Here is a 23,030-nt window from a genome sequence, read left to right as displayed (position 1 = left end):
TCGCGCGGCATCGGGCCGCGCCCGGGGACGGAGCATACGGGGGTTTTGAGCGGCTGGTCTGAGCGACGGGGATTGGCCCAGGCCGCGATCGGACGGGCGGCGCGGCGGACCCGTGGCCAGCTTATCGGCGCGACGCGCAAGCTCTGGCCCTTCGGGCGCAGCACCCCGACCCGTCTCCTCTTCGCACCGCATGATCTGCGCACTGCCGATCCGACGACAGCCGGCGACGTCTATGCCGGCTACTACAGCTTCGCCGGCCGCACGCTGCGCAGCCATGGCGAATCGCCCTTCGATGTCGAGCCGCCGAGCGAAGCCTGGGCCGAGGCTCTCTACGGTTTCGGCTGGCTGCGCCACATGCGTGCGGCCGACACCGCGATCGCCCGCGCCAATGCCCGCAGCCTCGTCGAGGATTTCATCGCCAGGCGCCGTGACCGGCATGATATCGCTCGCCGCCCGGCGGTGGCGGCCCGCCGGCTGATCGCATTCCTCTCCCACTCGCCGCTGCTGTTGGAAGGCGCCGATCACGCCTTCTACGAGCGCTTCCTGCGCCATGTCGCACGTCTGGCCGATCGGCTGAGCCTCGCGCTTGCCGGCGCTGTGGAAGGGGCCGACCGGCTGAACGCCCTGATCGCGGTCACCCTTGCCGGCATCTGCCTCGATGGGCAGGACGCTCGCCGCCGCCGCGCCGAGACGATGCTCTCTGACGAGCTCGACGAGCAGATTCTGCCGGATGGCGGCCACCTCTCGCGCAATCCGCGCATGCTGGTCGAACTTCTCCTCGACCTGCTGCCGCTGCGGGAGACGTTCGCGGCGCGCGGGCTCGAACCGCCGCGCGGAGTGCTGACCGCGATCGAGCGGATGATGCCGCATTTGCGCCTGTTCCGGCACGGCGACGGTTCGCTCGCCCTATTCAACGGCATGGGGACGACCGCGCCCGATCTGATGGCGACGCTCGCGGCCTACGACGACGCGCGCGGCCGCCCGACGGAGCATGCCGCCTATTCCGGCTATAGCCGCCTCTCCGCGGGCCGCAGCGTCGTGGTCGCCGATGCCGGCGCACCGCCGCACGGCGCCTATTCCATCGAGGCCCATGCCGGCTGCCTCGCCTTCGAATTCTCAAGCGGCGCGCAGCGCATCATCGTCAATTGCGGCGCCAGCCGCTTCGGGCCGCCGGAGCTCCGGCTCGCAGCGCGCAGCACCGCAGCCCACTCCGCTCTCGTCCTCGACGATCGCTCCAGCGCGAATTTCGGCATGGTTCTCGGCGAGATGCGGATCGTCTCGGGGCCGCGCGATGTCCGCGTAGCCCGGCAGGACGGTGCCGAGGGCCCCGAATGGGTCGCCAGCCATGACGGCTACCGCCGCAGCCTCGGCGCGGTCCACTCCCGCCGCCTCCTGCTCGCCCATGACGGCGCAACGCTTTCGGGTGAGGACGAAGTCGCGCTGGGCGGACCGCGCGAGGCGCTGCCGGCCGCAGCCCGCTTTCATCTCCACCCCAATATCCGCGCCAGCCTCGTCCGCGAGGGCAGCGGCGCGCTGCTCGCGCTCGCTTCCGGCGAGGTCTGGAGCTTCGAGGCCGGCGGATTGCCGATCGTGATCGAGGAGAGCCTCTTTCTCGCCGCCTCCGACGGGCGGCGCCGCACGGAGCAGCTCGTCGTCGCCTTCGATGCCGCCACGACGCCGCGCATCGCCTGGCGCCTGAGCCGGATCAGCGCCGCCAATCCCCGTGCGGGCAAGACCGTGGCCGCGGCCATTGCCGAACGCGAAACCGCCGGGCACGCCCCCGACGCGTGACGATTCTGCGACGCCAAACTTTGCCTTTCGCGCCGCAGCATGATAGCTCGCGCGCGACAGCCTTCCCTGCAATCCAAGCCGGACCAGAACCCCGATGCCGAATGAACTTCGCCGCGTCGAACGCGCTCTCCTTTCCGTTTCCGACAAGACGGGGCTGATCGACTTCGCGCGCGCCCTCCACAAGCTCGGCATTGCGCTGGTCTCGACCGGCGGCACCGCCAAGGCGATCGCCGAGGCCGGCCTGCCGGTCAGCGACGTCTCCGACCTCACGGGCTTTCCCGAGATGATGGATGGCCGCGTCAAGACGCTGCATCCGAAGGTCCATGGCGGCCTGCTCGCCATCCGCTCGCATCCCGAGCACCAGGCCTCGATGCTCGGCCACGGCATCCAGCCGATCGACCTGCTCGTCGTGAACCTCTACCCGTTCGAGGCGACGGTCGCGGCTGGCAAGGCCTATGATGACTGCATCGAGAACATCGATATCGGCGGCCCGGCGATGATCCGCGCCGCGGCCAAGAACCACCACGACGTCGCTGTCGTGGTCGAGCCGGCCGACTACCCCTCCGTCCTCGCCGACCTCGAGGCCCAGAAGGGCGCGACCACGCTGACGCTGCGCCGCAAGCTCGCCCAGAAGGCCTATGCCCGGACCGCGGCCTACGATGCCGCGATCTCGAACTGGTTCGCCAATGAGCTCGGCGACACCGCGCCGGCCTTCCGGGCGCTGGGCGGCGCGCTCGCCGAGACGATGCGTTACGGCGAGAACCCGCATCAATGGGCCGCCTTCTACCGTACGCCGGAGAACCGGCCGGGCGTCTCGACCGCCCGTCAGGTCCAGGGCAAGCAGCTCTCCTACAACAACATCAACGACACTGACGCCGCCTTCGAATGCGTCGCCGAGTTCGATCCGAAGGCTTCGGCCGCCTGCGTCATCGTCAAGCATGCCAACCCTTGCGGCGTCGCCGCCGGCGGCTCGCTGCTCGAAGCCTATGAGCGCGCGCTCGCCTGCGACCCGGTCTCGGCCTTCGGCGGCATCGTCGCGCTGAACCGCAAGCTCGACGCGGCCGCCGCCAAGAAGATCGTCGAGGTCTTCACCGAGGTGATCATCGCACCGGATGCGGACGAGGAGGCAATCGCGATGATCGCCGCCAAGAAGAATTTGCGCCTGCTGCTCACCGGCGGCCTGCCGGATGTCCGCGCGCCCGGCCTCGCGCTGCGCACCGTCGCCGGCGGCTTCCTCGCCCAGTCGCGCGACAACGCCGTCGCCGACGACATGGAGCTCAGGGTCGTGACCAAGCGCCAGCCGAGCGAGCGCGAGCTCGCCGATCTGCGCTTCGCCTTCCGCGTCGCCAAGCACGTCAAGTCGAACGCCATCGTCTACGCCAAGAACGGTGCCACGGTCGGCATCGGCGCCGGCCAGATGAGCCGCGTCGATTCCTCGCGCATCGCCGCCTGGAAGGCGGCCGAGGCAGCGAAGGCGGCGGGCGTGACTGAGAGCCTCGCCAAGGGCTCGGTTGTCGCTTCCGATGCCTTCTTCCCCTTCGCCGACGGCCTGCTCGCGGCGGCGGAAGCCGGGGCAACCGCGGTGATCCAGCCCGGCGGCTCGATGCGCGACGACGAGGTCATCAAGGCGGCCGACGAGGCCGGCCTCGCCATGGTCTTCACCGGACACCGCCACTTCCGCCATTGACGGCGGCGCGGCCCGCGGGACACCCTCGCTGACAGGCTGCGCGCGAAACCGCGCGGCGGAGGGCAAGGGGTCCGCATGGCGAAAGCTCAAAAGCCCGGCGCGCTGCTCAGGGAGCGCGTCGAACACCAGCATGCGAGGGTCAGCTATGTCGAGCTGTTCTTCGACCTGGTCTTCGTCTTCGCCATCACCCAGATCTCGCATACGCTGCTGGAGCATTTCAGCGCGCTCGGGCTGGCGCAGGCTGCCTTTCTGCTCGGCGCCGTCTGGTGGGTCTGGATCTATACGAGCTGGGTGACGAACTGGCTCGATCCCGAACAGGCGCCGGTCAGGCTCATGCTGTTCGTGCTGATGCTGCTTGGCCTCGTCCTGTCCTGCTAGGTGCCGGAAGCCTTCGGCTCGAACGGCCTCGCCTTTGCCGGCGCCTATGTCGCGATTCAGCTCGGGCGCTCGCTCTTCACGATGGCGAGCCTGAGGGCCGCCTCTCCGGCGAATTACCGCAATTTCCAGCGCATCACGATCTGGCTCGCGGTCTCCGCCGTATTCTGGATCGCGGGTGGGCTGAGCGAGGGCAATCTGCGCTTCGGGCTCTGGATCGTCGCGCTCGGCATCGAATATGCCGGTCCGGCACTTGGCTTCCGCGTGGTCGGCCTCGGCCGCTCGCAGACCACCGACTGGAATGTCGAGGGCGGTCACCTCGCCGAGCGTTGCGCGCTCTTCATCATCATCGCGCTCGGCGAATCCATTCTCATCACCGGCGCCACCGCAGCCAAACTACCGGTGACCGGCATCAACCTGACGGCCTTCCTGAATTCCTTCCTCAGTTCGGTCGCGATGTGGTGGATCTATTTCCACATCGGCGCCGAGCGCGGCAGCCAGCTCATCGCCCACGCCTCGGATCCCGGCCGGATCGCGCGCATAGCCTATACCTATCTGCATGTGCTGCTGGTCGCCGGCATCATCCTCGTCGCGGTTGGCGACGAGCTGGTGATTGCCCATCCGCTCGGCCACACCGATGCCAAGACGGCTATCGCCGTCTCTGCTGGTCCGGCCTTCTATTTGCTCGGGAATCTGCTGTTCAAACGGGTGACGGCCGGCTGGTTCCCGCTCTCCCATCTCGTCGGATTGGGCCTGCTCGCCCTGCTCACGCCCGCCTCGGCGGTGTTGCCGCCGCTTGCGCTCAGCCTGGCTGCCACCGCGGTCCTGATCGTCGTCGCCGGCTGGGAAGCGATCTCGCTGCGGCCGAAAGAGGTTTGAGCCCCGTGGACGATCAACTGCACGAGATCGTCGAGCGGATACGAGGCCAGCCGGACGCTGGCCTCGTCGCGATCAACCATCAGACGAGCCTCAGCTCGACATCGATGTTGCCGCGGGTGGCCTTCGAATAGGGGCAGGTCTGGTGCGCCTCCTCAACGAGTTCGTGTGCCAACTCCGGAGCAAGACCCGGCAAGCTGACGTTCAGCCGCGCCTGCAGGAAATAGGCGCCGTCCGTCGTGCCCAGATCGACCTCGGCATCGACGGCGAGACCGGCCGGCAGGACGAGCTTGCGCTTGCCGGCGGCAAGGCCGATCGCGCCGATGAAGCAGGCCGACCAGCCGGCGGCGAAGAGCTGCTCGGGATTCGTACCCGCACCCGCGCTGCCCGGAGGCGACAGCCTGATGTCGAGCCGGCCGTCGGAGCTGCGCGAGGCGCCGTCGCGCCCACCGGTGGTGCGGGTCTTGCCGGTATAGAGAACCTTCTCGATCCTGGTCATGGAACTCTCCATCTGATGCCGCTCCTATCGGCGGCTGGCGACGGGGGTTTCTCAAGCCGGCATGTCCGGTTTGTTTGCGGATCGGGGCAATCTGCAAGGAAACGTCGGCCTTCGCCGCTACGATACATTGCGGTACGATGATCTCCCGGCAGCGCCTGCCGGCCGCCCCGGACGGCGGGCGGTTTGTATCCGTTCGTATCGGAGCCGCCCGATCCTACGCAGGCTTGCAAATCCGACGCTGGCGGACATGGCGCGGATACAGCGGACAGGCTCACTCCCCTTGCTTTCAACGCAATCAGGAACAGAACCATGTCGGAACAGATCGACCAGCCACGCCGCAGCCTCCTGAGCACCCTGGCGCTGGGCGCCGCCTTCGCGCAATTCGGCGGGATCAGCGGAGCCGCCGCTCAGACCCGCGCGCCCTCGCCCGCCGGACAGAGCGGCCACACCTCCTTCGCTGCCTTGAAGCAGATCGATGCGGGGGTCCTGAATGTCGGCTATGCCGAAGACGGACCGGCAGATGGCCCGCCGGTGCTGCTGCTGCACGGCTGGCCCTACGACATTCATAGCTATGTCGATGTCGCGCCGATCCTCGCCAAGGCCGGATACCGCGTGATCGTGCCCCATCTGCGCGGCTATGGCAGCACCCGCTTCCTCTCGGCACAGACCCCGCGCAACGGCCAGCCGGCAGCGCTCGCGGTCGACATCGTCGCGCTGATGGATGCGTTGAAGATCGAGAAGGCCGTGATCGCCGGCTACGACTGGGGGGCGCGTAGCGCCGACATCATCGCCGCGCTCTGGCCCGAGCGCTGCAAGGCGATGGTCTCGGTCAGCGGCTACCTCATCGGCAGCCAGGAGGGGAACAAGGCGCCGCTGCCGCCCAAGGCCGAATTGCAGTGGTGGTATCAGTACTATTTCGCCACCGAGCGCGGCGCGGCCGGCTATGCCAAGTACACCCACGACTTCGCCCGGCTGATTTGGGAGCTCGCCTCGCCGCAGTGGAAGTTCGACGACGCCACTTTCGCGCGCTCGGCAACGGCCCTCGACAACCCCGACCATGTCGCGATCTCCATTCACAACTACCGCTGGCGGCTCGGACTGGCGCAGGGCGAGCCGCAGTTCGACGCTATCGAGAACAAGCTCGCAACCTTCCCGGCGATCGGCGTGCCGACCATCACCATCGAGGGGGATGCCAACGGCGCGCCGCATCCGGAGCCGGCAGCCTATGCCAAGCGCTTCACCGGCAAGTACGAGTACCGGCTGTTCAAGGGCGGCATCGGCCACAATCCGCCCCAGGAGGCGCCGGAGGAATTCGCCCGCGCGGTGATCGACGCCGACAAACTCTGAGAGTTCCCCCGGGAGGCATCGAATGCCACCCGGGCTTGCCTCGTCCCGCTCCAGCTTCTCTTGCCGAAGCGGCCCCGTCCGGGGCCGGGGCCGCTTTTCGTTCGTGGGATCACACCCGTCGGCCCGGCAAAGCACCTGCCAGAGCCATGACCTCTGCCTCGTCGTCTCGCGAAGACAACCCAAGCCGGGCATATGAGATGCGCAAGGACGAAGGCCGGTGCCGGCGCTTGGGGAGGGATGCCGATCGGATGGGACCTGTTGTCCGAAACGACGTCGCCCTGAGCGAGAAGCGACCCTGCGGACGTGCTCTTGAAACGAGACCCGCACATGAAAATGCCCATGGGCGCCAAGCGCGCCCATGGGCTTCCTTGCGTGGGTCCCGCCTTGCGGCTGGACCCACTCTCTTCGCTCTCAGCCGAAAGTGAAGGCGTAGGCGTCCACGCCAGCGTCGAGGAAGCGGATCTCGAAGGTCCGTTCACGCACCTCGCCGGCCTGGCGGACGAGTTGGTAGAGCCGGGTTTCCGAGACCGTGCCATTCCCCTCCGTATCGATATCGGCGCCATGGTCGGCGCCGGGCGCGACCCCGTCGATCGTGACCTTGAACCGCACCGGGTTGCCACCGGGTCCGGGCCCGAGCACGAGATGCAGGTCGCGGGCACTGAAGCGATAGGCAATGCCGCCGCCCGCCCGTGCGAGTCCCGCGCTGTCGCCGCCGATCGTCCAGTTGCCGGTAAGACCCCATTGGTTGACCCTGAGCTTCCTGACGCTGTAATCCTGCGGCCGATCGCTGGCGACGCCCTCCGGTGACACGAAGCCGTTGGCCTTGTGATAACCCAGATAGTTCTCGCCCGAGCGGATATTCGCGAGATCGGCAGGGGCCTGGGCGCCGGGCGCCTGCGGTGTCGTGAGCGCTGCCTCCGCCTTGCGATGGCCGGCGGCCTCGGCAAGGAGATCCTGAATGACCCGCTCCGAGCGCGCCTCCCCACCCTCGCCGAACTGGCTGTAGCGGATGCGGCCCTGCGCATCGATGAAGTAGAGCGCCGGCCAGTAGCTGTTGCGGAAAGCGCGCCAGATCCGGAAGTCGTTATCGACCGCGACGGGATGCGCGAGGCCAAAGCGCGCGATCGCCTGCCGGATGTTCTCGACCTTCTTCTCGAAGGCGAATTCCGGCGTGTGCACGCCGACCACGACGAGCCCCTGATCCTTGTACTTCTCCGCCCAGGCCCGGACATACGGCAGGGTGCGGATGCAGTTGATGCAGGAATAGGTCCAGAAATTGACCAGCAAGACCTTGCCGCGCAGTTGCTCGGCGTTAAGCGGCCCAGAGTTGAGCCAGCCGGTCGCGCCGTCGAAGCCGGGAGCTGCGCCGTAATCCGGCAGGTTGCTGCGATAGGGCTGGACGGCGTTCTCGGCCGCGCGAGGCTGACCTGCCTCGGCCGGGCGCGGGCCGAGCGCATCCAGCAGGCTTTGCTCGACGCCGACCGTGCCGGCAAAGGAGAGCCGGGTCAGGGCGCCGGTATCGAGGCCGAGGCCAATCGCCAGCACGCTTGCCAGAACCGCAACGCCCACACCCCGCCGGACACGTTCGCCGGGCCCGAGCGCGCGCTTCATTGCCGCCAGGACCTGTCCGCCGGCCCGGAGCGCGAGCGCGAGAGAAGTCGCAGCGCCGGCAGCATAGGCGATCAGGAGCAGGGCCGTCTCAGAGCTGGCTCCGTTCAGCGCGGCGCCGGTCAGCACGAGGCCCAGGATCGGGCCCGCGCATGGCGCCCAGAGCAAGCCGGTCGCGATGCCCAGCAGAAGCGAGCCGCCAACGGAACGCGTGTCGCCTTCGCGGCTCCCGCACAGCCGTTCGCCGAGCGCGACGATGGGACGCGCGAAGATCGCCGCCGCGCGCTGCCAGATGAGCGTGACGCCAAAGAGAGCCAGCAGCGCAAGCGCCGCATAGCGCCCGATTTCGTTCGCCTGTACCGCCCAGCTTCCGCCGATGGCGGCGAGGCTGGCGACGGCCGCAAAAATCAGCGCCATGCCGGTCAGCATCGGGAGGCCACTGCGGCGGAAAGGCTGCCCGGCCTGCGAAAAGACGAAGGGCAGGATGGGAAGGATGCAGGGGCTGAGGATCGTCAGCACGCCGGCGAGATAGGAGATGACGAACAAGGTCATGGCTGGTCCTCTCGGGGGGTGGCGGAGACGCTTGCCTTGAAACCTCCGCCGGATACCCGGCACTCAACCCTTGCGACGTATCTCCGATGTTTCCCCGAAAGGCCGATCTGTAACGCTCTGTAGCAATAGTGCCGGGCGGGCGATCATGGGGCCCGCCCGGGCAATGCGACTATCGGGCGACGGCGCCCGCCGCCTGGGCGATCAGCTCCGCGACCTCGGCCGGCTTCGAGGCGTAAACGGCGTGGCTCGCCGCGACCTCCCGTACCGTGCTGCCGGCGCGCTTGGCCATGTCACGTTCGAGCGCTGGATTGATCGAACGGTCGTCGCTCGCGACCAGTGCCCAGCTCGGCTTGCTCTTCCACGCTGGCTCCCCGGCTTCCGCCGTGAACGCAGCCTGCGCGGCGAAGACCTGCGAGCGCGCGAGGAACGCGGCTTCCGCATTGGGCAGATCGGCCGCGAAGGCGGCCGCAAAGCGCTTCGGATCGAGATAGAGATAACCGTCCTGCGTAGCCTTGATCGCATCGGCGGGGGCGTTCGGAACCGGCTTGCTGCCGGCGAGCTTCGTTAGGCTCTCGCCCTTCTCAGGCTGGAAGGCGGCGACATAGACCAGCCCGGCGACCTTGGGGTCATTGCCGGCATCACTGATGACCATGCCGCCATAGCTGTGCCCGACCAGGAGCGCCGGCCCATCCTGCAGCGCCAGCACGCGCTTGGCGGCGGCCACGTCGTCCTGAAGCGAAGTCAGCGGTTCCTGCACGATGGTGACGTTGTAGCCCTTCGCGACCAGCCGGTCCGAAACCTTGCGCCAGCCGGAACCGTCGGCGAATGCGCCGTGGACGATCACGATGTTGCGGATTTCCGCCGCTTCCACGGCGGAACATGTGCCGGCAATCGGCAGCATGAGCCCGCCGATGATGGCCGAGATGAAACCCTTGCGCATTGAAGCTTCCTTCCTGCTCGTTTGAGGACGATTGATACAGGCAGGCCGAACCGGGTGGCCGCGTGCTCGCAGGCACCCTGCCCAAAGGAAGCGAAGGCTTCGACGGGGATATTGTCCGCGTCCGTATCGGGCCGGAGAGCCGATACACGCGCTTACAAATCTCCCGCAGAAGGTCCGGGCAAACCGCCGGGGCTCTGCTATTTCTACCACCACGGGAGCGGAAAGCCTTGCCGATGGACCATATCGACCATGTGCTCGTCGTCGACGACGACCGGGAAATCCGGGACCTCGTCTCGAGCTATCTGAAGAAGAACGGCCTGCGGGTGACGACCGCCGCGGATGGCAGGCAAATGCGCGCCTATCTCGAAGCCGACCGGGTCGACCTCATCGTCCTCGACCTGATGATGCCGGGGGATGACGGGCTCGTGCTTTGCCGCGAATTGCGCGCTGGCAAGCACAAGGCGACGCCGATCCTGATGCTGACCGCGCGCAGCGACGACACCGACCGGATCGTCGGGCTTGAGATGGGCGCCGACGATTATCTGGCGAAGCCCTTCGTCGCGCGCGAGTTGCTGGCGCGGATCAAGGCCATCTTACGCCGCACGCGCATGCTGCCGCCCAATCTGCAGGTGACGGAGGCCGGACAGCTCATCGCCTTCGGCGACTGGCAACTCGACACCACCGCCCGCCACCTCCTCGACAAGGAAGGCACCGCGGTCGCGCTGAGCGGCGCCGAATACCGCCTGCTGCGGGTCTTCCTCGACCATCCGCAGCGCGTGCTCTCGCGCGACCAGCTACTCAACCTGACGCAAGGCCGCGAGTCCGAGCTCTTCGATCGCTCGATCGACCTGCTTGTCAGCCGTGTCAGGCAGCGCCTGCGCGACGACGCGCGCGAGCCCGCCTATATCAAGACCGTCCGCAGCGAGGGCTATGTCCTCGCCATGCCGGTCGAGATCGTCACGGCCCGGCAATGAGCGTCGTCACCCGCATCGGTGGGTTCCTGCATCTGCCACGCACGCTGCGCTGGCGGCTTTTCCTCATCCTGTTCGCCGGTCTCGCCGTCGCGCACGCCCTGTCGTTCAGCTTGCAGTTCTATGAACGCACCATGAGCGCCAAGGCGACGATGTACACGACGCTGGAGAACGACGTCGCGACCTCGATCGCCCTGCTCGACCGCCTGCCACCGCAGGAGCGCCCGCAATGGCTCGGCCTCTTGGCGCGCCGTACCTATCGCTACGAGCTCGGGCCCGGACAGCCCGGCGTCCCCGAACTGAGCCAGCGCGCAGCGGAAGTCGCTGAGACAATCAATGTCGCCGCCGGCAAGCGCTTCCCGGTCACGGTCGAGAGCATTCCCGGCGAGCGCGAACATCTCCAGGCCCATGTCACGCTCAGCGACGGCTCGCCGGTGACGATCGACATGCTGCCGGCGCTGATGCCGCTCGCGAGCTGGCTGCCCTATGTGCTCGTCGCCCAGCTTATCCTGCTCGTGCTCTGCACCTGGTTTGCCGTCCGGCTGGCGATTCGGCCCCTGTTGCGGCTCGCCAATGCAGCCGAGACACTCGACCCCAACCGCAAGGCGGAAAGGCTCGACGAGCACGGCCCGGCCGAGGTCGCCTATGCGGCAACGGCCTTCAACGCCATGCGGGACCGGATCGCGCATTACCTGCAGGAGCGGGTGCAGATCCTCGCCGCGATATCGCACGATCTGCAGACGCCGATCACGCGGATGAAACTGCGCGCCGAGATGGCGGAGGATGGGCCGGAGAAGGACAAGCTCGTCAACGACCTCTCCGAGATCGAGCGGCTCGTGCGCGAAGGCGTCGCCTATGCGAGGAGCGCACAGGGCGATGCCGAGAAGCCGGCGCGCATCGATCTCGGCTCATTCGTCGAGAGCCTCGCCTTCGACTATCAGGACACCGGCAAGGCGGTCACGATGCCCGCGACGGTCGACGCCGTCGTGGTGACGCGCCCGCACGCGCTGCGGCGCATCCTGACCAATCTGATCGACAACGCCCTGAAATTCGCCGGCGCCGCAGAAATCCAGCTTGAGAAGACGCCCGACGGAAAGCTGCGAATCCTCGTCCTCGATCGTGGCCCCGGCATTCCCGCCGACCAGCTCGATGCGGTCCTGCAGCCGTTCTACCGGCTCGAACAATCCCGCAACCGAGGCACCGGCGGCACAGGCCTCGGCCTTGCCATCGCCCAGCAGCTTGCCACGGCGATCGGCGGGAAATTGAGGCTTGCCAACCGGCCGGGTGGCGGCCTGATCGCCCAGGTCACGCTGAGCTGAACGCATCGCCGAGCGACCCACGGCCGAGACAAAAATACCCGGCGCGCAGGTACTGCGCGGCGGGTATCGCAAATGGGCTTGCCTCGTCACTCCGCAGCTTGGAGCACCGGCGCCTCGACATCGTGCCGGGCGAGCGGGCGGTTGCGCGCCAGCTTGCGCATCAGCACGTAGAAAACCGGCGTCAGGAAGATGCCGAAGGCGGTGACGCCGATCATGCCGGCAAAGACCGCGATGCCCATGGCCTGGCGCATCTCGGCGCCCGCCCCCGTCGAGGTGACCAGCGGCACCACGCCCATGATGAAGGCGAGCGAGGTCATCAGGATCGGCCGGAGTCGGAGCCGGCTGGCTTCGATCGCAGCCTCGACCGGCGTCCTGCCCTCGAATTCCAGCTCGCGCGCAAATTCGACGATCAGGATGGCGTTCTTGGCCGATAGTCCGACGAGTACGACGAGACCGATCTGGGTGAAGACGTTGTTGTCGCCGCCCGAGAGCCAGACGCCGGTCAGCGCCGCAAGCAGGCCCATCGGGATGATCAGCAGGATCGCGATCGGCAGCGTCAGGCTCTCATACTGCGCCGCCAGCACCAGCAGGACGAGCAGGATCGCGACCGGGAAGACGATCACCGCCGAATTGCCCGCCAGGATCTCCTGATAGGTCAGCTCGGTCCATTCGAAGGCGAAGCCTTTGGGCAGGGTTTCCGCCGCGATCCGCTCCACCGCCGCCTGCGCCTGCCCCGACGAGAAGCCCGGCGCCGCACCGGCATTGATGTCGGCCGAGAGGAAGCCGTTATAGCGCATCGCGCGTTCTGGGCCTGAGTCGGAGCGAACGTTCAGGACAGCGCTGAGCGGGATCATCTCGCCCGCGGTGGAGCGCACCTTGAGCTGGCCAATATGCTCGGGCTGGGCGCGGAAGGGTGCGTCGGCCTGGACGCGCACGGTATAGGTGCGGCCGAAGCGGTTGAAGTCGTTGACATAGGTCGAGCCGAGATAGGTCTGCAGCGTATCGAAGACTTCCGTCACGGGTACGCCGAGCTGGCGGGCCTTGGTGCGGTCGATATCGGCATAGAGCTGCGGGACATTGACCTGGAAGCTCGAGAACATGCCGGCGATCTCCGGCGCCTGCGCTGCCTTGCCCATGAAGGCCTTGGTCGCCTCGTCGAGTGCGGCATAGCCGAGGCCGGCGCGGTCCTCGATTTGCAGCTTGAAGCCGCCGATGGTGCCGAGCCCCTGCACGGGCGGCGGCGGGAACATCGCGATGAAGGCCTCCTTGATGCCGCCGAACTCCTTGTTGAGCTGCATCGCGATGGCGTTGCCGCTGAGCGAGAGGTCCTTGCGCTGGTCGAAGGGCTTCAGGCCGACGAAGACGATGCCGGAATTGGAGGAGTTGGTGAAGCCGTTGATCGAGAGGCCGGGGAAGGAGATCGCGTTCTCGACGCCGGGATGCTTCAGCGCAATCTCGTCCATGCGGCGGATGACATCCTCCGTCCGGTCGAGGGTCGCCGCGTCAGGAAGCTGTGCGAAGCCGACAAGATACTGCTTGTCCTGGCCCGGCACGAAGCCTGATGGAACCGCCTTGAACAGCACGCCGGTGAGGCCGAGCAGCACGACATAGACCGCGAGCATCACCGCGCGATGCGAGATCACCCGGCGCACGCCGCCGCCATAGGCTTCCGACGAGCGATGGAAGAAGCGGTTGAAGGCGCGGAAGAACCAGCCGAACAGCTTGTCCATGGCCCGCGTCAGCGCATCCTTGGGGGCGTGGTGGCCCTTGAGCAGCAGCGCGGCGAGAGCCGGCGACAGCGTCAGCGAGTTGACCGCCGAGATCACCGTCGAGATCGCGATGGTCAATGCGAACTGGCGGTAGAACTGCCCGGTCAGGCCGGAAATGAAGGCGAGCGGCACGAAGACCGCGACCAGCACCAGCGCAATCGCGATGATCGGACCGGAGACCTCGCGCATCGCCTTGTAGGTCGCTTCGCGCGGTGAGAGCCCGTTCTCGATATTGCGCTCGACATTCTCGACCACGACGATAGCGTCGTCGACGACGATGCCGATGGCGAGGACGAGGCCGAACAGGCTGAGCGCATTGATCGAGAAGCCAAGGATGTACATCACCGCGAAGGTGCCGACGACCGAGATCGGCACGGCGACGAGCGGGATGATCGAGGCCCGCCAGGTCTGCAGGAAGACGATGACGACGAGCACGACGAGCGCGACGGCTTCGAGCAGCGTCGAGATCACCGCCTTGATCGAGGCGCGCACGAACTGCGTGGTGTCGTAGACAATCGAATAGTCCACGCCCTCCGGCATGTTCTGCTTGATCTCGCGCATCGTCTCCTGGACGCGGTCGGCGATCGCGATGGCGTTCGAGCCCGGCGCCTGGAAGACGGGAACGGCGACGGCCGACTTGCCGTTGAGCAGCGAACGCAGCGCATAGTCCGCGGCGCCGAGCTCGATGCGGGCGATGTCCCGCAGGCGCACGACTGCGCCGTCAGTGCCGGTCTTGACGATGATGTCGCCGAACTGCTCCTCGTTCTGGAGGCGGCCCTGCGCGTTGACCGAGAGCTGCAGGTCGAGCCCGGGCGCATTCGGCGAGGCGCCGATCACGCCGGCCGCGGCCTGGACGTTCTGGGCGCGGATCTCGCGCACCACGTCGCCGGGCGAGAGCCCGTGCTCGGCGACCTTCTGCGGATCGAGCCAGACGCGCATCGAATAGTCGCCCGAGCCGAAGAGCTGGACCTGGCCGACGCCGTCGATGCGGGCGAGCCGGTCCTTGACGTTCAGCACCGCGTAGTTGCGCAGATAGGTCATGTCGTAGCGGCCGTTCGGCGAGGTGATGTGCACCACCATCGTCAGGTCGGGCGAGCTCTTGACCGTGGTGACGCCGAGCCGGCGCACCTCCTCCGGCAGGCGCGGTTCGGCCTGGCTGACCCGGTTCTGCACGAGCTGCTGGGCCTTGTCCGGGTCGGTGCCAAGGCGGAAGGTGACGTTCAGCGTCATCACGCCGTCGGTCGTCGCCTGGCTCGACATGTAGAGCATGCCCTCGACGCCGTTGATCTGCTCCTCGATCGGCGTCGCCACCGTCTCCGCGATCACGCGCGGGCTGGCGCCCGGATATTGCGCCCGCACGACGACCGTCGGCGGGACGACCTCGGGATATTCCGAGATCGGCAGGGCCCTGATCGAGAGCAGCCCGGCCAAGAAGATCAGAACGGAGAGGACCGCCGCGAAGATCGGCCGGTCGATGAAGAATTTCGAGAGGTTCATGGGGCGCCCCTTCGGAGCGGATATTGTGTTGGGAAAACACCGTCATGCTCGGGCTTGACCCGAGCATCTCCTGCCGCAAGAGGCTCCTTCAGCCTCCTCCTGCCTGAGATTCTCGGGTCTGCGCTCCGCTTCGCCCGAGAATGACGGCTGTGTGTCTCAGCGTTGTGCGAGTTCGGTCGCGGGCTTCTTCAGCTCGCTCTTTTCGGCCATCGGCACCGGCTGCGGCGCAACGACCGCACCGGGCCGCACGCGCTGCAGCCCGTTGACGATGATGCGCTCACCGGGCTTCAGCCCGGCATTGACCACGCGCAGCCCGTCATATGCGGAGCCGAGCGAAACCTCACGCCAAGTCGCCTTGCCGTCGTCCCCGACGACGAAGACGAACTTCTTGTTCTGGTCGGTGCCGACAGCGCGCTCGTTGATGACGAGTTGCTGCTCGGCCTTGGCCTGCCCGAGCTGCACCCGCACGAACTGGCCCGGCATCAGCTTGCCGTCGGGGTTGTCGAGCAGGGCGCGGACCCTGACCGTGCCGCTGGCGCCGTCGATGCCGTTGTCGACGAAGTGCAGCCGGCCGCTGAACTGCGCCGCCTCGGCGGTCGCCGTGGTCAGCTTGACCGGAATCTGTTCGAGCGCGCGCGAGCCTTGGGGCAAAGAGGCCAGCGCGTCGAGCACGCTGCGTTCGTCGGCATTGAAGGCCGCATAGATCGGATCGACCGAGAGCAGCGAGGTCAACACCTGCCCACCGGCCGCGATGAGATTACCGACGGTGACGTCGAGCCGGCCGATGCGGCCGCTGATCGGCGCGCGAATCTGCGTGTAGTCGAGGTTGAGCTGCGCCGTGCGGCGCGCGGCCTCGGCGGCGCGGAGATTGGCCTTGGCCTCGCGCAGAGCATTGACGCGGGTGTCGAGATCACGCTGCGAGAGGTTGCGGGTCGCGCTGAGCTGCTGGCCGCGCTCGTTCTCGCTGTCGGCGAGAGCAAGGCGGGACTGGGCAGCGAGCACCTGCGCCTCCGCCCGCTCCAGATCGGCCAGATAGGGCGCCTGATCGATGCTCACGAGCAGATCGCCCTGCTTCACCAAATTACCCTCGCGGAAATGCACGGCCTCGACGACGCCGGCCACACGCGAGCGCAGTTCGACACGCTCGATCGCCTCCAGCCGGCCGGAGAACTCCGCCCAGGGCACGATCTCGCGCGCCTCGACGGTCGCGACGGAGACGGGGATGGCGGCCGGCGCCGCAGGCGCGGTATCGCCCTGCGCGCGGGTCCCGGAGAGGGCAAAGACCGTGATGGCGGCCAGTGCGACGGAGGCGGTGAGGCCGGCCAAAAGGCCGCGACGGTTCGTTCCCAGAATCATGGGTCGGTCCTTCCTTGGAAATGCCGTGGGTGTCGAAAGAGGGCGAGCGCTAGGAGGGCGCGGTCCGTTCATAGAAGGCGGCGATCTCGCCGCAGCTCTTGCAGAGACAGGAGCCTTCCTCCGCAGCGTCGGCATAAGCCAGGGGCCAGCGCGTCGGCGCGTTGAACTCGGCATGACGGACGGCGATGCCGGCCTGGGCAAGGCGGGACGCGTATTGCGCGGCTTCGTCGCGCATCGGGTCGTCCTGCCCGCTGATCAGCAAGGCTGGCGGCAGGCCGGCGAGGCGGGTCGCCTGGAGCGGAGCCGCGTAAGGGTGGGCGGCGCGCTCGGGCGTGCCGAGATAATCGGCCCAGCCATCGGCCCAGCGGCAGCCGACCGGTCCGGCCTGGGCGCCGCGCAGCGAAGCCGTGCCGAGGCAGGCGTCGAGCATCGGCGACAACAGGATCTGGCCAGCAAGCACCGGGCCGCCGCGATCCCGCGCCATCATGGCCAGCGCCGCAGCGAGGTTGCCGCCGGCTTCCTCACCGGCGACATAGATCGGCGCGCCGCGCGTTGCCCAGCGATTGCGCCCTCTGGCAAGAGCCTCGAGCGCTGCATAGATGCGCTCCAAGGTTTCGGGAAAGCGCTGCACGGGAGCAAGCGGGTAGGAAAGCGAGAATACGACCGCGCCGGCTTCCGTCAGGGCCGTGGCGACGGCCTGCCCCTGCGCCGGCGAGCCGCTGTTGAAGTGGCCGCCATGCAGGTGCAGCACGAGCCCGGCATTGTCCCGAACCTCGGCGGGAACGTAGAGGCGGCCGGTGAAGGTCTCTCGACCGGCGCTCAGTCTTTCTTCCCGCCAGAAGACGGAAAGCACCGGCTGCAGCTTCTGCGCGGCGATCGCGGGCATTGGCTCACCCTCGCTGTTGCGTTGCACCACGAATTAGTGAATCGGCATTTCGGAATAAATAGGCTATCCACTCATTCATTATTTCCATACGGAAACAATCCGACGTCATGGACCAGTTGGCAGCAATGCGGGCCTTCGTGCGGGTCGTCGAGACCGGAACCTTCACGCGCGCCGCCGATCTCCTCGACATGCCCAAGCCGACCATCACCAAGCTGATCCAGCAGCTGGAGGCGCATCTGCGCGCCAAGCTCTTGAATCGGACAACGCGGCGCGTGACCGTGACCATGGACGGCGCGGCCTATTACGAGCGAGCGCTGCGCCTGCTCGACGAACTCTCCGAACTCGACGCGAGTCTCACGCTGGCGCAGGCGCGGCCGAGCGGCCGGCTCCGGGTCGATTGCAGTTCGGCACTGGCGATCTCGGTGATCATCCCGGCGCTGCACGAATTCCAGGCGCGCTATCCCGACATCCAGCTCGATCTCGGCCTGAGCGACCGCCCGGCCGATCTCATCGGCGAAAACCTGGATTGCGCGGTGCGGGCCGGCGAGATCACGGACCAGAGCCTGATCGCCCGGCGGATCGGCGAGATGCAGCTCATCACTTGCGCCTCGCCGGACTATCTTGCCCGCTTCGGCGCGCCCCGCCATCCGCGCGACATCGAGGGCGGCCATCAGATCGTCGCCTACCGACCGGCACTCGGCGGCCGCGTGCTGTCGATGATCTACCAGAACCCCGCCGAGACGATCGAAATCAACGGCCGCTACGCCATCTCGCTCAATGACGGCACCGGCTATCTTGCCGCCGGCCTGGCCGGCCATGGCATCGTGCAGCTGCCGACCTTCATGGCCCGAAAGCCGATCGCAGACGGGCGGCTCGTGCCGCTCCTGCTCGATTGGTGCGCAGCACCAAAGCCGCTTCACATCGTCTATCCGCCAAACCGGCACCTCAGCAACAAGGTGCGCGTTTTCGTCGACTGGCTGGCGGAGCTGTTTGCCAAGGACGATCTCGTAGGGAATGCAAAGGGCGTTTCGATGCTCTGCCCGGCACTGAAGTTCGCGGCCCAGCAGGCTTCTGCTGAGGCGCCGGAGAAAGGCTTGATCGAAACCGCCTGACCCGAGCAGCAATGGTTGGTCGCGTCATGAAGGCCCGTCGAAACGGGTGCCGCTTGGGAGGACTCCCAGTCGGATGAGCCGGCTGTCGGCAACCGCAGCGATGCGATGCGCCATCGCCTCCCGGTAGATCGGGTCGCGCAACATCTCGGCGAAACTGTCGGGGCTGGGATATTCCGCGACGAAGCAGATATCCCAGCGCTCCTCCTCCGGACCGATCATGCCGAGTTCGAAGCCGCCCCGCCAGACGATACGGCCGCCGAGCCGCGCGAACACCGGCGCGCTGATCCGGCCATAGCTAGCATAGGCCTCCGCGCCAGTAGCTCTCAGCCCGCCGGCATGACGGGCTTCGGCATGCAGCCGGATCAGATTGAGCATATGGACCGGCCCCGGCCGGTTGTCTGCGCGGAACGCGGCAAAGGCCTCGCGCGAGAAGCTCGTGAAACCCGTCATGGTTGGCCTCCCACTTACACCGCGGCCTTAGCCGACCAGGATCCGGGATAGGCCGGCTTGCGGCGCGCAATCCAGGCATCAAGCCCCTCCCGCAGATCGGCGGTCGGCGCCACCCGGGCGAATTGCTCCCCTTCGATCAGAAGCCCCTCCGCAATGCTCTGGTTGAGGCCGCGCGTGACCGCCCGCAGGATGCTCGCTGCCGCAAGTGGCGAATGCCGCAGAATTCGCCCGGCGAGATCGCGCGCGGCGGGCATGAGCTGGTCATGCGCGACGACCTGATTGACGAGGCCGAGCTCGACGGCTCGCTCCGGCGAGAAGACGTCGCCCGTCAACAGCAGCTCCAGCGCGCGCTTGCGTCCGGCCAGCCGGGACAGACGCTGGGTTCCACCAAATGTCGGCGGCATGCCCAAATTGATCTCCGGCTTGGCGAATGAAGCTCGCTCGCTCGCGATCGCCAGCGGAACGGCTTCGGTGATCTCGCAGCCGCCGCCGAAGGCCAGGCCGTTGACCGCGGCGATGATGGGCTTGGGAAAGGCTTCCAGCCGCGCGGTGAGCCGTTGGCCGCGCATGACGAAATCCCGCATGGCGACATCGGCACCCCGCGCGACACTCTGCGAGAACTCATGAATGTCCGCCCCTGCGGAAAATGCGCGGTCGTCCGCTCCCGTCAGGATCACCACCCGGATGGCTTCATCGGTCTCGATCAGGTCGAGCAATTCGAGGAACCGGTCGATCAGGGCGTAACTCAAGGCGTTGAGCTTGTCGGGGCGGTTCAGGGTCAGCGTCGCGATGGCATCGCGGGTTTCGGTTAGGACGAAATCGCTCATCGGCGTTCCTTTCCAGTAGGTTCACCGGAAGATGATCGCGGCCTTTGCGATTTGTGTATATTCACTAGTCGGTATACATAGCGGAATGGCCGATGCACCCAGCCCGACGCGCAAGCGCATCATCGACGCCGCCAGCAAGCTCTTTTATGCGGAGGGCATCGGCCGCGTCAGCGTGGACGCCGTGGCCGAGAAGGCTGGGCTGACCAAGCGGACGCTCTACTATCATTTCAAGAGCAAGGACGATCTGGTCGCCGCCTATCTCGAGGCCCGGGATCAGCCGAACCTGAAGCAGATGGCTGGCTGGTTCGAGGCTGCCGATGGCGGCGTCGACTGCAAAGTGGAAGCGATCTTCGCCAATCTGGCCCGCGTCGCGCGGCATCCCAAGTGGAAGAGTTGCGGTTTCCTGCGCACGGCCGCGGAACTGGCTGCCATGCCCGGCCACCCGGCCGTCAAGGCGGGGGCACGTCACAAGGCGAATTTCGAAAACTGGCTGTCGCAGGAGATGCAGGGTCGCGGCATTGCCGACGCGCAGGCTCTGGCCCGCGAAATCGTCCTGCTGATGGATGGCGCCTTTTCGATCATGCTGATCCATCGCAATCCCGATTATATCGAAGCCGCCGGCCGCGCCGCCGGATCGCTCGTCAGGGCACGTGGCCCGGCAAAAGAATAAATCGTGCATGCCCGCGGCTTGCGCAGAGCAAGATAATCGATTGTTGTTCATCCTGATTTCGATTGGGCAGGGCTGACGCATGCACACCGTCAAGGTCATCGGTATCGGCTTCGCCCTGCTTGGCATCCTGCTCGTCGCTGCGCCCCGGCTCGCCATCTCCGCCGGCCGGCCGATCGCGTTCGCCGTCCGGTTATTCCTGCCGCTCTGGCTGGTCGGCGCCCTGATCAACCTCTGGATCGGCGTCAGCCGGGCGGGCTATACCGTCATGGAGGAAGCGCCGATCTTCCTCATCGTCTTCGGCGTGCCGGCCATCGCCAGCCTGCTGATCCTCTGGTCGACCTCGCGAATTGCCCGATGAGCCTTCAATCCGTCCGCGCCTTCTTCGCCGAACGCGCTCCCGACATCACCGTCATCGTGACCGATGAGAGCAGCGCCACAGTGCCGCTCGCCGCCGCGGCCCATGGTGTCGAACCCGGCCAGATCGCCAAGACGCTTTCGCTGCGTATCGGCGAGGAGGTCGTCCTGGTCGTGACGCGCGGCGATGCGCGGCTTGACAACAAGAAGGCGAAGGCCGGGCTCGGCGGCAAGCCGCGCATGCTCGGGCAAGAAGAGGTTGAAGCCCTGACGGGGCACCCGGTCGGCGGCGTCTGCCCCTTCGGCCTGGCAACGCCGCTCAAGGTCTATTGCGACCTCTCGTTGAAAGCCTTCGATATCGTCGTCCCGGCCGCTGGCTCGACGCATAGCGCGCTGCGCATCGCGCCGCAGCGGATGGCCGAGCTCACCCAGGCCGAATGGGTCGATGTCTGCCAGGAAATCGTGGTGCAGGAGGCGGTCACGACGGCCTGAACCTCAATCCCTGGTTCGTGCAATCAGTTCCATCGCCGCCGCGGGATTGCGGACCTTCCCGCCGCTGATGACATAGAGGAAGACGTCGCGCTTCTGCTTGGGCGCGGCCGGTCCGACCGTCTCCAGCCCCTCCGGCACTCCGCCCTCAGCCCAGTCCCGAGCTGCCTTCGCCCAGCGAGTGAGACCGGTCTCGGAATAACCCGTCGGCTCGGCTTCCAGCGTGCCCATGATGCGCGCATAGACGAAGGGTGCCGTCACATCGGCGATCTGCGTATAGTCGGCGTCGGCCGAGGTGATGACGGCGACACCGTGCTCGCGCAGCATCGCGATGAAATCAGGGGTGCGGAAGCTGTCGTGCCGGACCTCGACGGCATGGCGTAGCGAGACGCCATCCAGTTCCTTCGGCAGGAGCTTGAGGAAGGCCTCGAAATCTTCGGGGTCGAATTTCTTGGTCGGCATGAACTGCCAATTGATCGGCCCGAGCTTATGCTTGAGCTCGGTCAACCCGCTGTTCAAAAATTTCTCGACCGATGGAGCGGCCTCGGAAAGCACGCGTCGGTTGGTGCAGAATCGCGAGCCCTTCAACGCGAAGACGAAATCCTCGGGCGTCTCCTCGCGCCATCTCGCGAAACTCTCCGGCTTCTGCGAACCGTAATAGGTGCCGTTGATCTCGATCGAGGTCAGCTTGCTCGCGGCATATTCGAGCTCGCGCTTTTGCGGCAGATCCTTCGGGTAGAAGGATCCGCGCCAGGGTTCGTAGACCCAGCCGCCTATGCCGATATGAATTCGTCCTGCTTCCTGCGCCATGCCTCACTCCATCTCCCTGGGATCGCCGATCCTGCCGCGGCGGCTCCCGGAGCACCACCCGTTTCCAGCGACTCCGCATGGTATTCGGGCCGGCGCTCCTCCGCTGTCAGGAGAAACAGACGGCCCGACAGTGGACGCCTCGAAAGTCGGCAGCATAATGCGAGCGGCTGTCCTCCAGATCGAGATTGAAAGCGGCCCGATGAAACCGGAATTGACTCACGCGAATCGGCATGTGGGTGACCGCCTTCGGCTGCTTCGCGGCAAGATGGGGCTCGCTCAGAAGGACATCGCCCGCTTGCTTGGTGTCTCCCATCAACAAATCGGGAACTACGAGGATGGGTCCGACCGGCTGACCGCGGGCGCCATCTTCGTTCTCTCCCAGCGGCTCGGCGTCGATCTGCATTTCTTCTTCGAAGGCCTGGCCACGAGTCCATCGGCGAGCGGCTTGGCCGAGGAGCCGGCGGCCGATTACGAGGCGGAGCCTGCGCCGCCTTCCGAAGGCCACCGGTTGGACGAGGCCTTCGCGCGAATCCGTTCTCGAAAACTCCGGCTTCTCGCAATCCGTCTGGTCGAGACCGTCGCAGTTGATGGAAAAAGCGAAGCGGACAGCAAATCTGCCGGCGCCCCGCAGGCCGATCCATAACCGTGATGCGCGCATCACCTGGTGCGGACGCCTGCTTTGCGTTGTTTTTTTTTTGGATTTTAGACGCAAAAACCCGCCGCTGTTTGCGACGGGTTTTTGTGTTTGGTTGCGGGGGCCAGATTTGAACTGACGACCTTCAGGTTATGAGCCTGACGAGCTACCGGGCTGCTCCACCCCGCGGTAAGGATATGGGACCTTTTGA

At 66.7% G+C, this 23,030-nt stretch carries 19 protein-coding genes, 1 tRNA gene and 1 pseudogene; 11 read left to right on the top strand and 10 right to left on the bottom strand.

What is annotated here, in order from left to right; genetic code table 11:
* Positions 1-72 precede the first annotated feature (72 nt).
* The 3 genes and pseudogenes from AB4Z16_RS11895 to AB4Z16_RS11885 all read left to right on the top strand — a co-directional run bounded on the left by AB4Z16_RS11895 (position 73) and on the right by AB4Z16_RS11885 (position 4,732).
* Positions 73-1,791: a heparinase II/III family protein gene (locus tag AB4Z16_RS11895; RefSeq protein WP_441511555.1), complete on the top strand. Its 1,719-nt coding sequence runs from the start codon at positions 73-75 to the stop codon at positions 1,789-1,791.
* Positions 1,792-1,885: 94 nt separating this feature from the next.
* Positions 1,886-3,478 (top strand): bifunctional phosphoribosylaminoimidazolecarboxamide formyltransferase/IMP cyclohydrolase, encoded by a 1,593-nt coding sequence (purH, locus tag AB4Z16_RS11890; protein ID WP_441511554.1) that lies wholly within the window; start codon positions 1,886-1,888, stop codon positions 3,476-3,478.
* 75 nt (positions 3,479-3,553) lie between these two features.
* Positions 3,554-4,732: pseudogene (locus AB4Z16_RS11885) on the top strand (low temperature requirement protein A).
* Between the two features lie 79 nt (positions 4,733-4,811).
* Here the strand turns inward: AB4Z16_RS11885 and AB4Z16_RS11880 are convergent.
* Positions 4,812-5,228: an organic hydroperoxide resistance protein gene (locus AB4Z16_RS11880; RefSeq protein WP_441511553.1), complete on the bottom strand. Its 417-nt coding sequence runs from the start codon at positions 5,226-5,228 to the stop codon at positions 4,812-4,814.
* A gap of 309 nt (positions 5,229-5,537) precedes the next feature.
* Between AB4Z16_RS11880 and AB4Z16_RS11875 the strand changes: the two genes are divergently transcribed.
* Complete coding sequence (locus tag AB4Z16_RS11875; protein WP_441511552.1) at positions 5,538-6,575, top strand: alpha/beta fold hydrolase; 1,038 nt, start codon at positions 5,538-5,540, stop codon at positions 6,573-6,575.
* 411 nt (positions 6,576-6,986) lie between these two features.
* Here AB4Z16_RS11875 and AB4Z16_RS11870 read toward each other — a convergent pair whose 3' ends face one another.
* Both AB4Z16_RS11870 and AB4Z16_RS11865 read right to left on the bottom strand, forming a co-directional pair.
* Positions 6,987-8,735: a cytochrome c biogenesis protein DipZ gene (locus AB4Z16_RS11870; RefSeq protein WP_441511551.1), complete on the bottom strand. Its 1,749-nt coding sequence runs from the start codon at positions 8,733-8,735 to the stop codon at positions 6,987-6,989.
* Positions 8,736-8,904: 169 nt separating this feature from the next.
* A complete protein-coding gene (locus AB4Z16_RS11865; RefSeq protein ID WP_441511860.1) occupies positions 8,905-9,636 on the bottom strand; it encodes an alpha/beta fold hydrolase in 732 nt (243 codons plus the stop codon).
* A gap of 272 nt (positions 9,637-9,908) precedes the next feature.
* Between AB4Z16_RS11865 and AB4Z16_RS11860 the strand changes: the two genes are divergently transcribed.
* Complete coding sequence (locus tag AB4Z16_RS11860) at positions 9,909-10,649, top strand: response regulator (RefSeq protein ID WP_441511550.1); 741 nt, start codon at positions 9,909-9,911, stop codon at positions 10,647-10,649.
* Positions 10,646-11,965 (top strand): ATP-binding protein, encoded by a 1,320-nt coding sequence (locus AB4Z16_RS11855; protein ID WP_441511549.1) that lies wholly within the window; start codon positions 10,646-10,648, stop codon positions 11,963-11,965. The genes AB4Z16_RS11860 and AB4Z16_RS11855 overlap by 4 nt, the downstream gene beginning before the upstream one ends.
* A gap of 86 nt (positions 11,966-12,051) precedes the next feature.
* Here the strand turns inward: AB4Z16_RS11855 and AB4Z16_RS11850 are convergent, their stop codons facing one another.
* From AB4Z16_RS11850 to AB4Z16_RS11840, 3 genes are all read right to left on the bottom strand, one after another.
* The gene (locus AB4Z16_RS11850) at positions 12,052-15,231 is read right to left on the bottom strand and encodes an efflux RND transporter permease subunit (RefSeq protein WP_441511548.1); all 3,180 of its coding nucleotides are present in this window, start codon (positions 15,229-15,231) and stop codon (positions 12,052-12,054) included.
* A 156-nt stretch (positions 15,232-15,387) separates the two neighbouring features.
* On the bottom strand, positions 15,388-16,587 hold the full coding sequence (locus tag AB4Z16_RS11845) for an efflux RND transporter periplasmic adaptor subunit (RefSeq protein WP_441511547.1): 1,200 nt from the start codon (positions 16,585-16,587) through the stop codon (positions 15,388-15,390).
* A 49-nt stretch (positions 16,588-16,636) separates the two neighbouring features.
* Positions 16,637-17,473 (bottom strand): alpha/beta hydrolase fold domain-containing protein, encoded by an 837-nt coding sequence (locus tag AB4Z16_RS11840; protein WP_441511546.1) that lies wholly within the window; start codon positions 17,471-17,473, stop codon positions 16,637-16,639.
* Between the two features lie 107 nt (positions 17,474-17,580).
* Between AB4Z16_RS11840 and AB4Z16_RS11835 the strand changes: the two genes are divergently transcribed.
* A complete protein-coding gene (locus tag AB4Z16_RS11835) occupies positions 17,581-18,585 on the top strand; it encodes a LysR family transcriptional regulator (protein WP_441511545.1) in 1,005 nt (334 codons plus the stop codon).
* Between the two features lie 24 nt (positions 18,586-18,609).
* On the opposite strand, the gene AB4Z16_RS11830 is transcribed toward AB4Z16_RS11835, so the two are convergent.
* Together AB4Z16_RS11830 and AB4Z16_RS11825 are read right to left on the bottom strand one after the other, a co-directional pair.
* Complete coding sequence (locus AB4Z16_RS11830) at positions 18,610-19,035, bottom strand: DUF1330 domain-containing protein (protein ID WP_441511544.1); 426 nt, start codon at positions 19,033-19,035, stop codon at positions 18,610-18,612.
* 14 nt (positions 19,036-19,049) lie between these two features.
* Positions 19,050-19,862 carry a crotonase/enoyl-CoA hydratase family protein gene (locus tag AB4Z16_RS11825; protein WP_441511543.1) on the bottom strand — a complete coding sequence of 271 codons (813 nt, stop codon included), beginning with the start codon at positions 19,860-19,862 and terminating at the stop codon, positions 19,050-19,052.
* A gap of 85 nt (positions 19,863-19,947) precedes the next feature.
* Between AB4Z16_RS11825 and AB4Z16_RS11820 the strand changes: the two genes are divergently transcribed.
* The 3 genes from AB4Z16_RS11820 (at position 19,948) to AB4Z16_RS11810 (ending at position 21,378) form a co-directional block, all read left to right on the top strand.
* Entirely contained in the window at positions 19,948-20,532 is a 585-nt protein-coding gene (locus AB4Z16_RS11820; RefSeq protein ID WP_441511542.1) for a TetR/AcrR family transcriptional regulator, read from the top strand.
* Positions 20,533-20,611: 79 nt separating this feature from the next.
* Entirely contained in the window at positions 20,612-20,890 is a 279-nt protein-coding gene (locus AB4Z16_RS11815) for a hypothetical protein (protein WP_441511541.1), read from the top strand.
* Positions 20,887-21,378: a YbaK/EbsC family protein gene (locus AB4Z16_RS11810; protein ID WP_441511540.1), complete on the top strand. Its 492-nt coding sequence runs from the start codon at positions 20,887-20,889 to the stop codon at positions 21,376-21,378. Before AB4Z16_RS11815 ends, AB4Z16_RS11810 begins: the two co-directional genes overlap by 4 nt.
* Before the next feature lie 3 nt (positions 21,379-21,381).
* On the opposite strand, the gene AB4Z16_RS11805 is transcribed toward AB4Z16_RS11810, so the two are convergent.
* Complete coding sequence (locus AB4Z16_RS11805) at positions 21,382-22,185, bottom strand: DUF72 domain-containing protein (protein WP_441511539.1); 804 nt, start codon at positions 22,183-22,185, stop codon at positions 21,382-21,384.
* A 199-nt stretch (positions 22,186-22,384) separates the two neighbouring features.
* Here AB4Z16_RS11805 and AB4Z16_RS11800 point away from each other — a divergent pair, with 199 nt between their 5' ends.
* Positions 22,385-22,828, top strand: a complete 444-nt coding sequence (locus tag AB4Z16_RS11800; protein ID WP_441511538.1) for a helix-turn-helix domain-containing protein — start codon at positions 22,385-22,387, stop codon at positions 22,826-22,828.
* 103 nt (positions 22,829-22,931) lie between these two features.
* Here the strand turns inward: AB4Z16_RS11800 and AB4Z16_RS11795 are convergent.
* Positions 22,932-23,008, bottom strand: a tRNA-Met gene (locus tag AB4Z16_RS11795).
* Between the last annotated feature and the right edge of the window lie 22 nt (positions 23,009-23,030).

This window comes from Allobosea sp. TAF32, assembly GCF_052113585.1.
Taxonomy (GTDB): Bacteria; Pseudomonadota; Alphaproteobacteria; order Rhizobiales; family Beijerinckiaceae; genus Allobosea.
Note: the sequence above shows the minus strand (reverse complement) of the source record. Positions and strands in the feature narration are given on the sequence as shown.

Coding starts and splice junctions, on each gene's coding strand:
- AB4Z16_RS11810 (WP_441511540.1), top strand. CDS start 20,887: ATGAGCCTTCAATCCGTCCGCGCCTTCTTCGCCGAACGCGCTCCCGAC.
- AB4Z16_RS11800 (WP_441511538.1), top strand. CDS start 22,385: ATGAAACCGGAATTGACTCACGCGAATCGGCATGTGGGTGACCGCCTT.
- AB4Z16_RS11855 (WP_441511549.1), top strand. CDS start 10,646: ATGAGCGTCGTCACCCGCATCGGTGGGTTCCTGCATCTGCCACGCACG.
- AB4Z16_RS11875 (WP_441511552.1), top strand. CDS start 5,538: ATGTCGGAACAGATCGACCAGCCACGCCGCAGCCTCCTGAGCACCCTG.
- AB4Z16_RS11880 (WP_441511553.1), bottom strand. CDS start 5,228: ATGACCAGGATCGAGAAGGTTCTCTATACCGGCAAGACCCGCACCACC.
- AB4Z16_RS11825 (WP_441511543.1), bottom strand. CDS start 19,862: ATGAGCGATTTCGTCCTAACCGAAACCCGCGATGCCATCGCGACGCTG.
- AB4Z16_RS11870 (WP_441511551.1), bottom strand. CDS start 8,735: ATGACCTTGTTCGTCATCTCCTATCTCGCCGGCGTGCTGACGATCCTC.
- AB4Z16_RS11815 (WP_441511541.1), top strand. CDS start 20,612: ATGCACACCGTCAAGGTCATCGGTATCGGCTTCGCCCTGCTTGGCATC.
- AB4Z16_RS11850 (WP_441511548.1), bottom strand. CDS start 15,231: ATGAACCTCTCGAAATTCTTCATCGACCGGCCGATCTTCGCGGCGGTC.
- AB4Z16_RS11805 (WP_441511539.1), bottom strand. CDS start 22,185: ATGGCGCAGGAAGCAGGACGAATTCATATCGGCATAGGCGGCTGGGTC.
- AB4Z16_RS11830 (WP_441511544.1), bottom strand. CDS start 19,035: ATGACGGGTTTCACGAGCTTCTCGCGCGAGGCCTTTGCCGCGTTCCGC.
- AB4Z16_RS11835 (WP_441511545.1), top strand. CDS start 17,581: ATGGACCAGTTGGCAGCAATGCGGGCCTTCGTGCGGGTCGTCGAGACC.
- AB4Z16_RS11865 (WP_441511860.1), bottom strand. CDS start 9,636: ATGCTGCCGATTGCCGGCACATGTTCCGCCGTGGAAGCGGCGGAAATC.
- AB4Z16_RS11860 (WP_441511550.1), top strand. CDS start 9,909: ATGGACCATATCGACCATGTGCTCGTCGTCGACGACGACCGGGAAATC.
- AB4Z16_RS11845 (WP_441511547.1), bottom strand. CDS start 16,587: ATGATTCTGGGAACGAACCGTCGCGGCCTTTTGGCCGGCCTCACCGCC.
- AB4Z16_RS11820 (WP_441511542.1), top strand. CDS start 19,948: ATGGCCGATGCACCCAGCCCGACGCGCAAGCGCATCATCGACGCCGCC.
- AB4Z16_RS11840 (WP_441511546.1), bottom strand. CDS start 17,473: ATGCCCGCGATCGCCGCGCAGAAGCTGCAGCCGGTGCTTTCCGTCTTC.
- purH (WP_441511554.1), top strand. CDS start 1,886: ATGCCGAATGAACTTCGCCGCGTCGAACGCGCTCTCCTTTCCGTTTCC.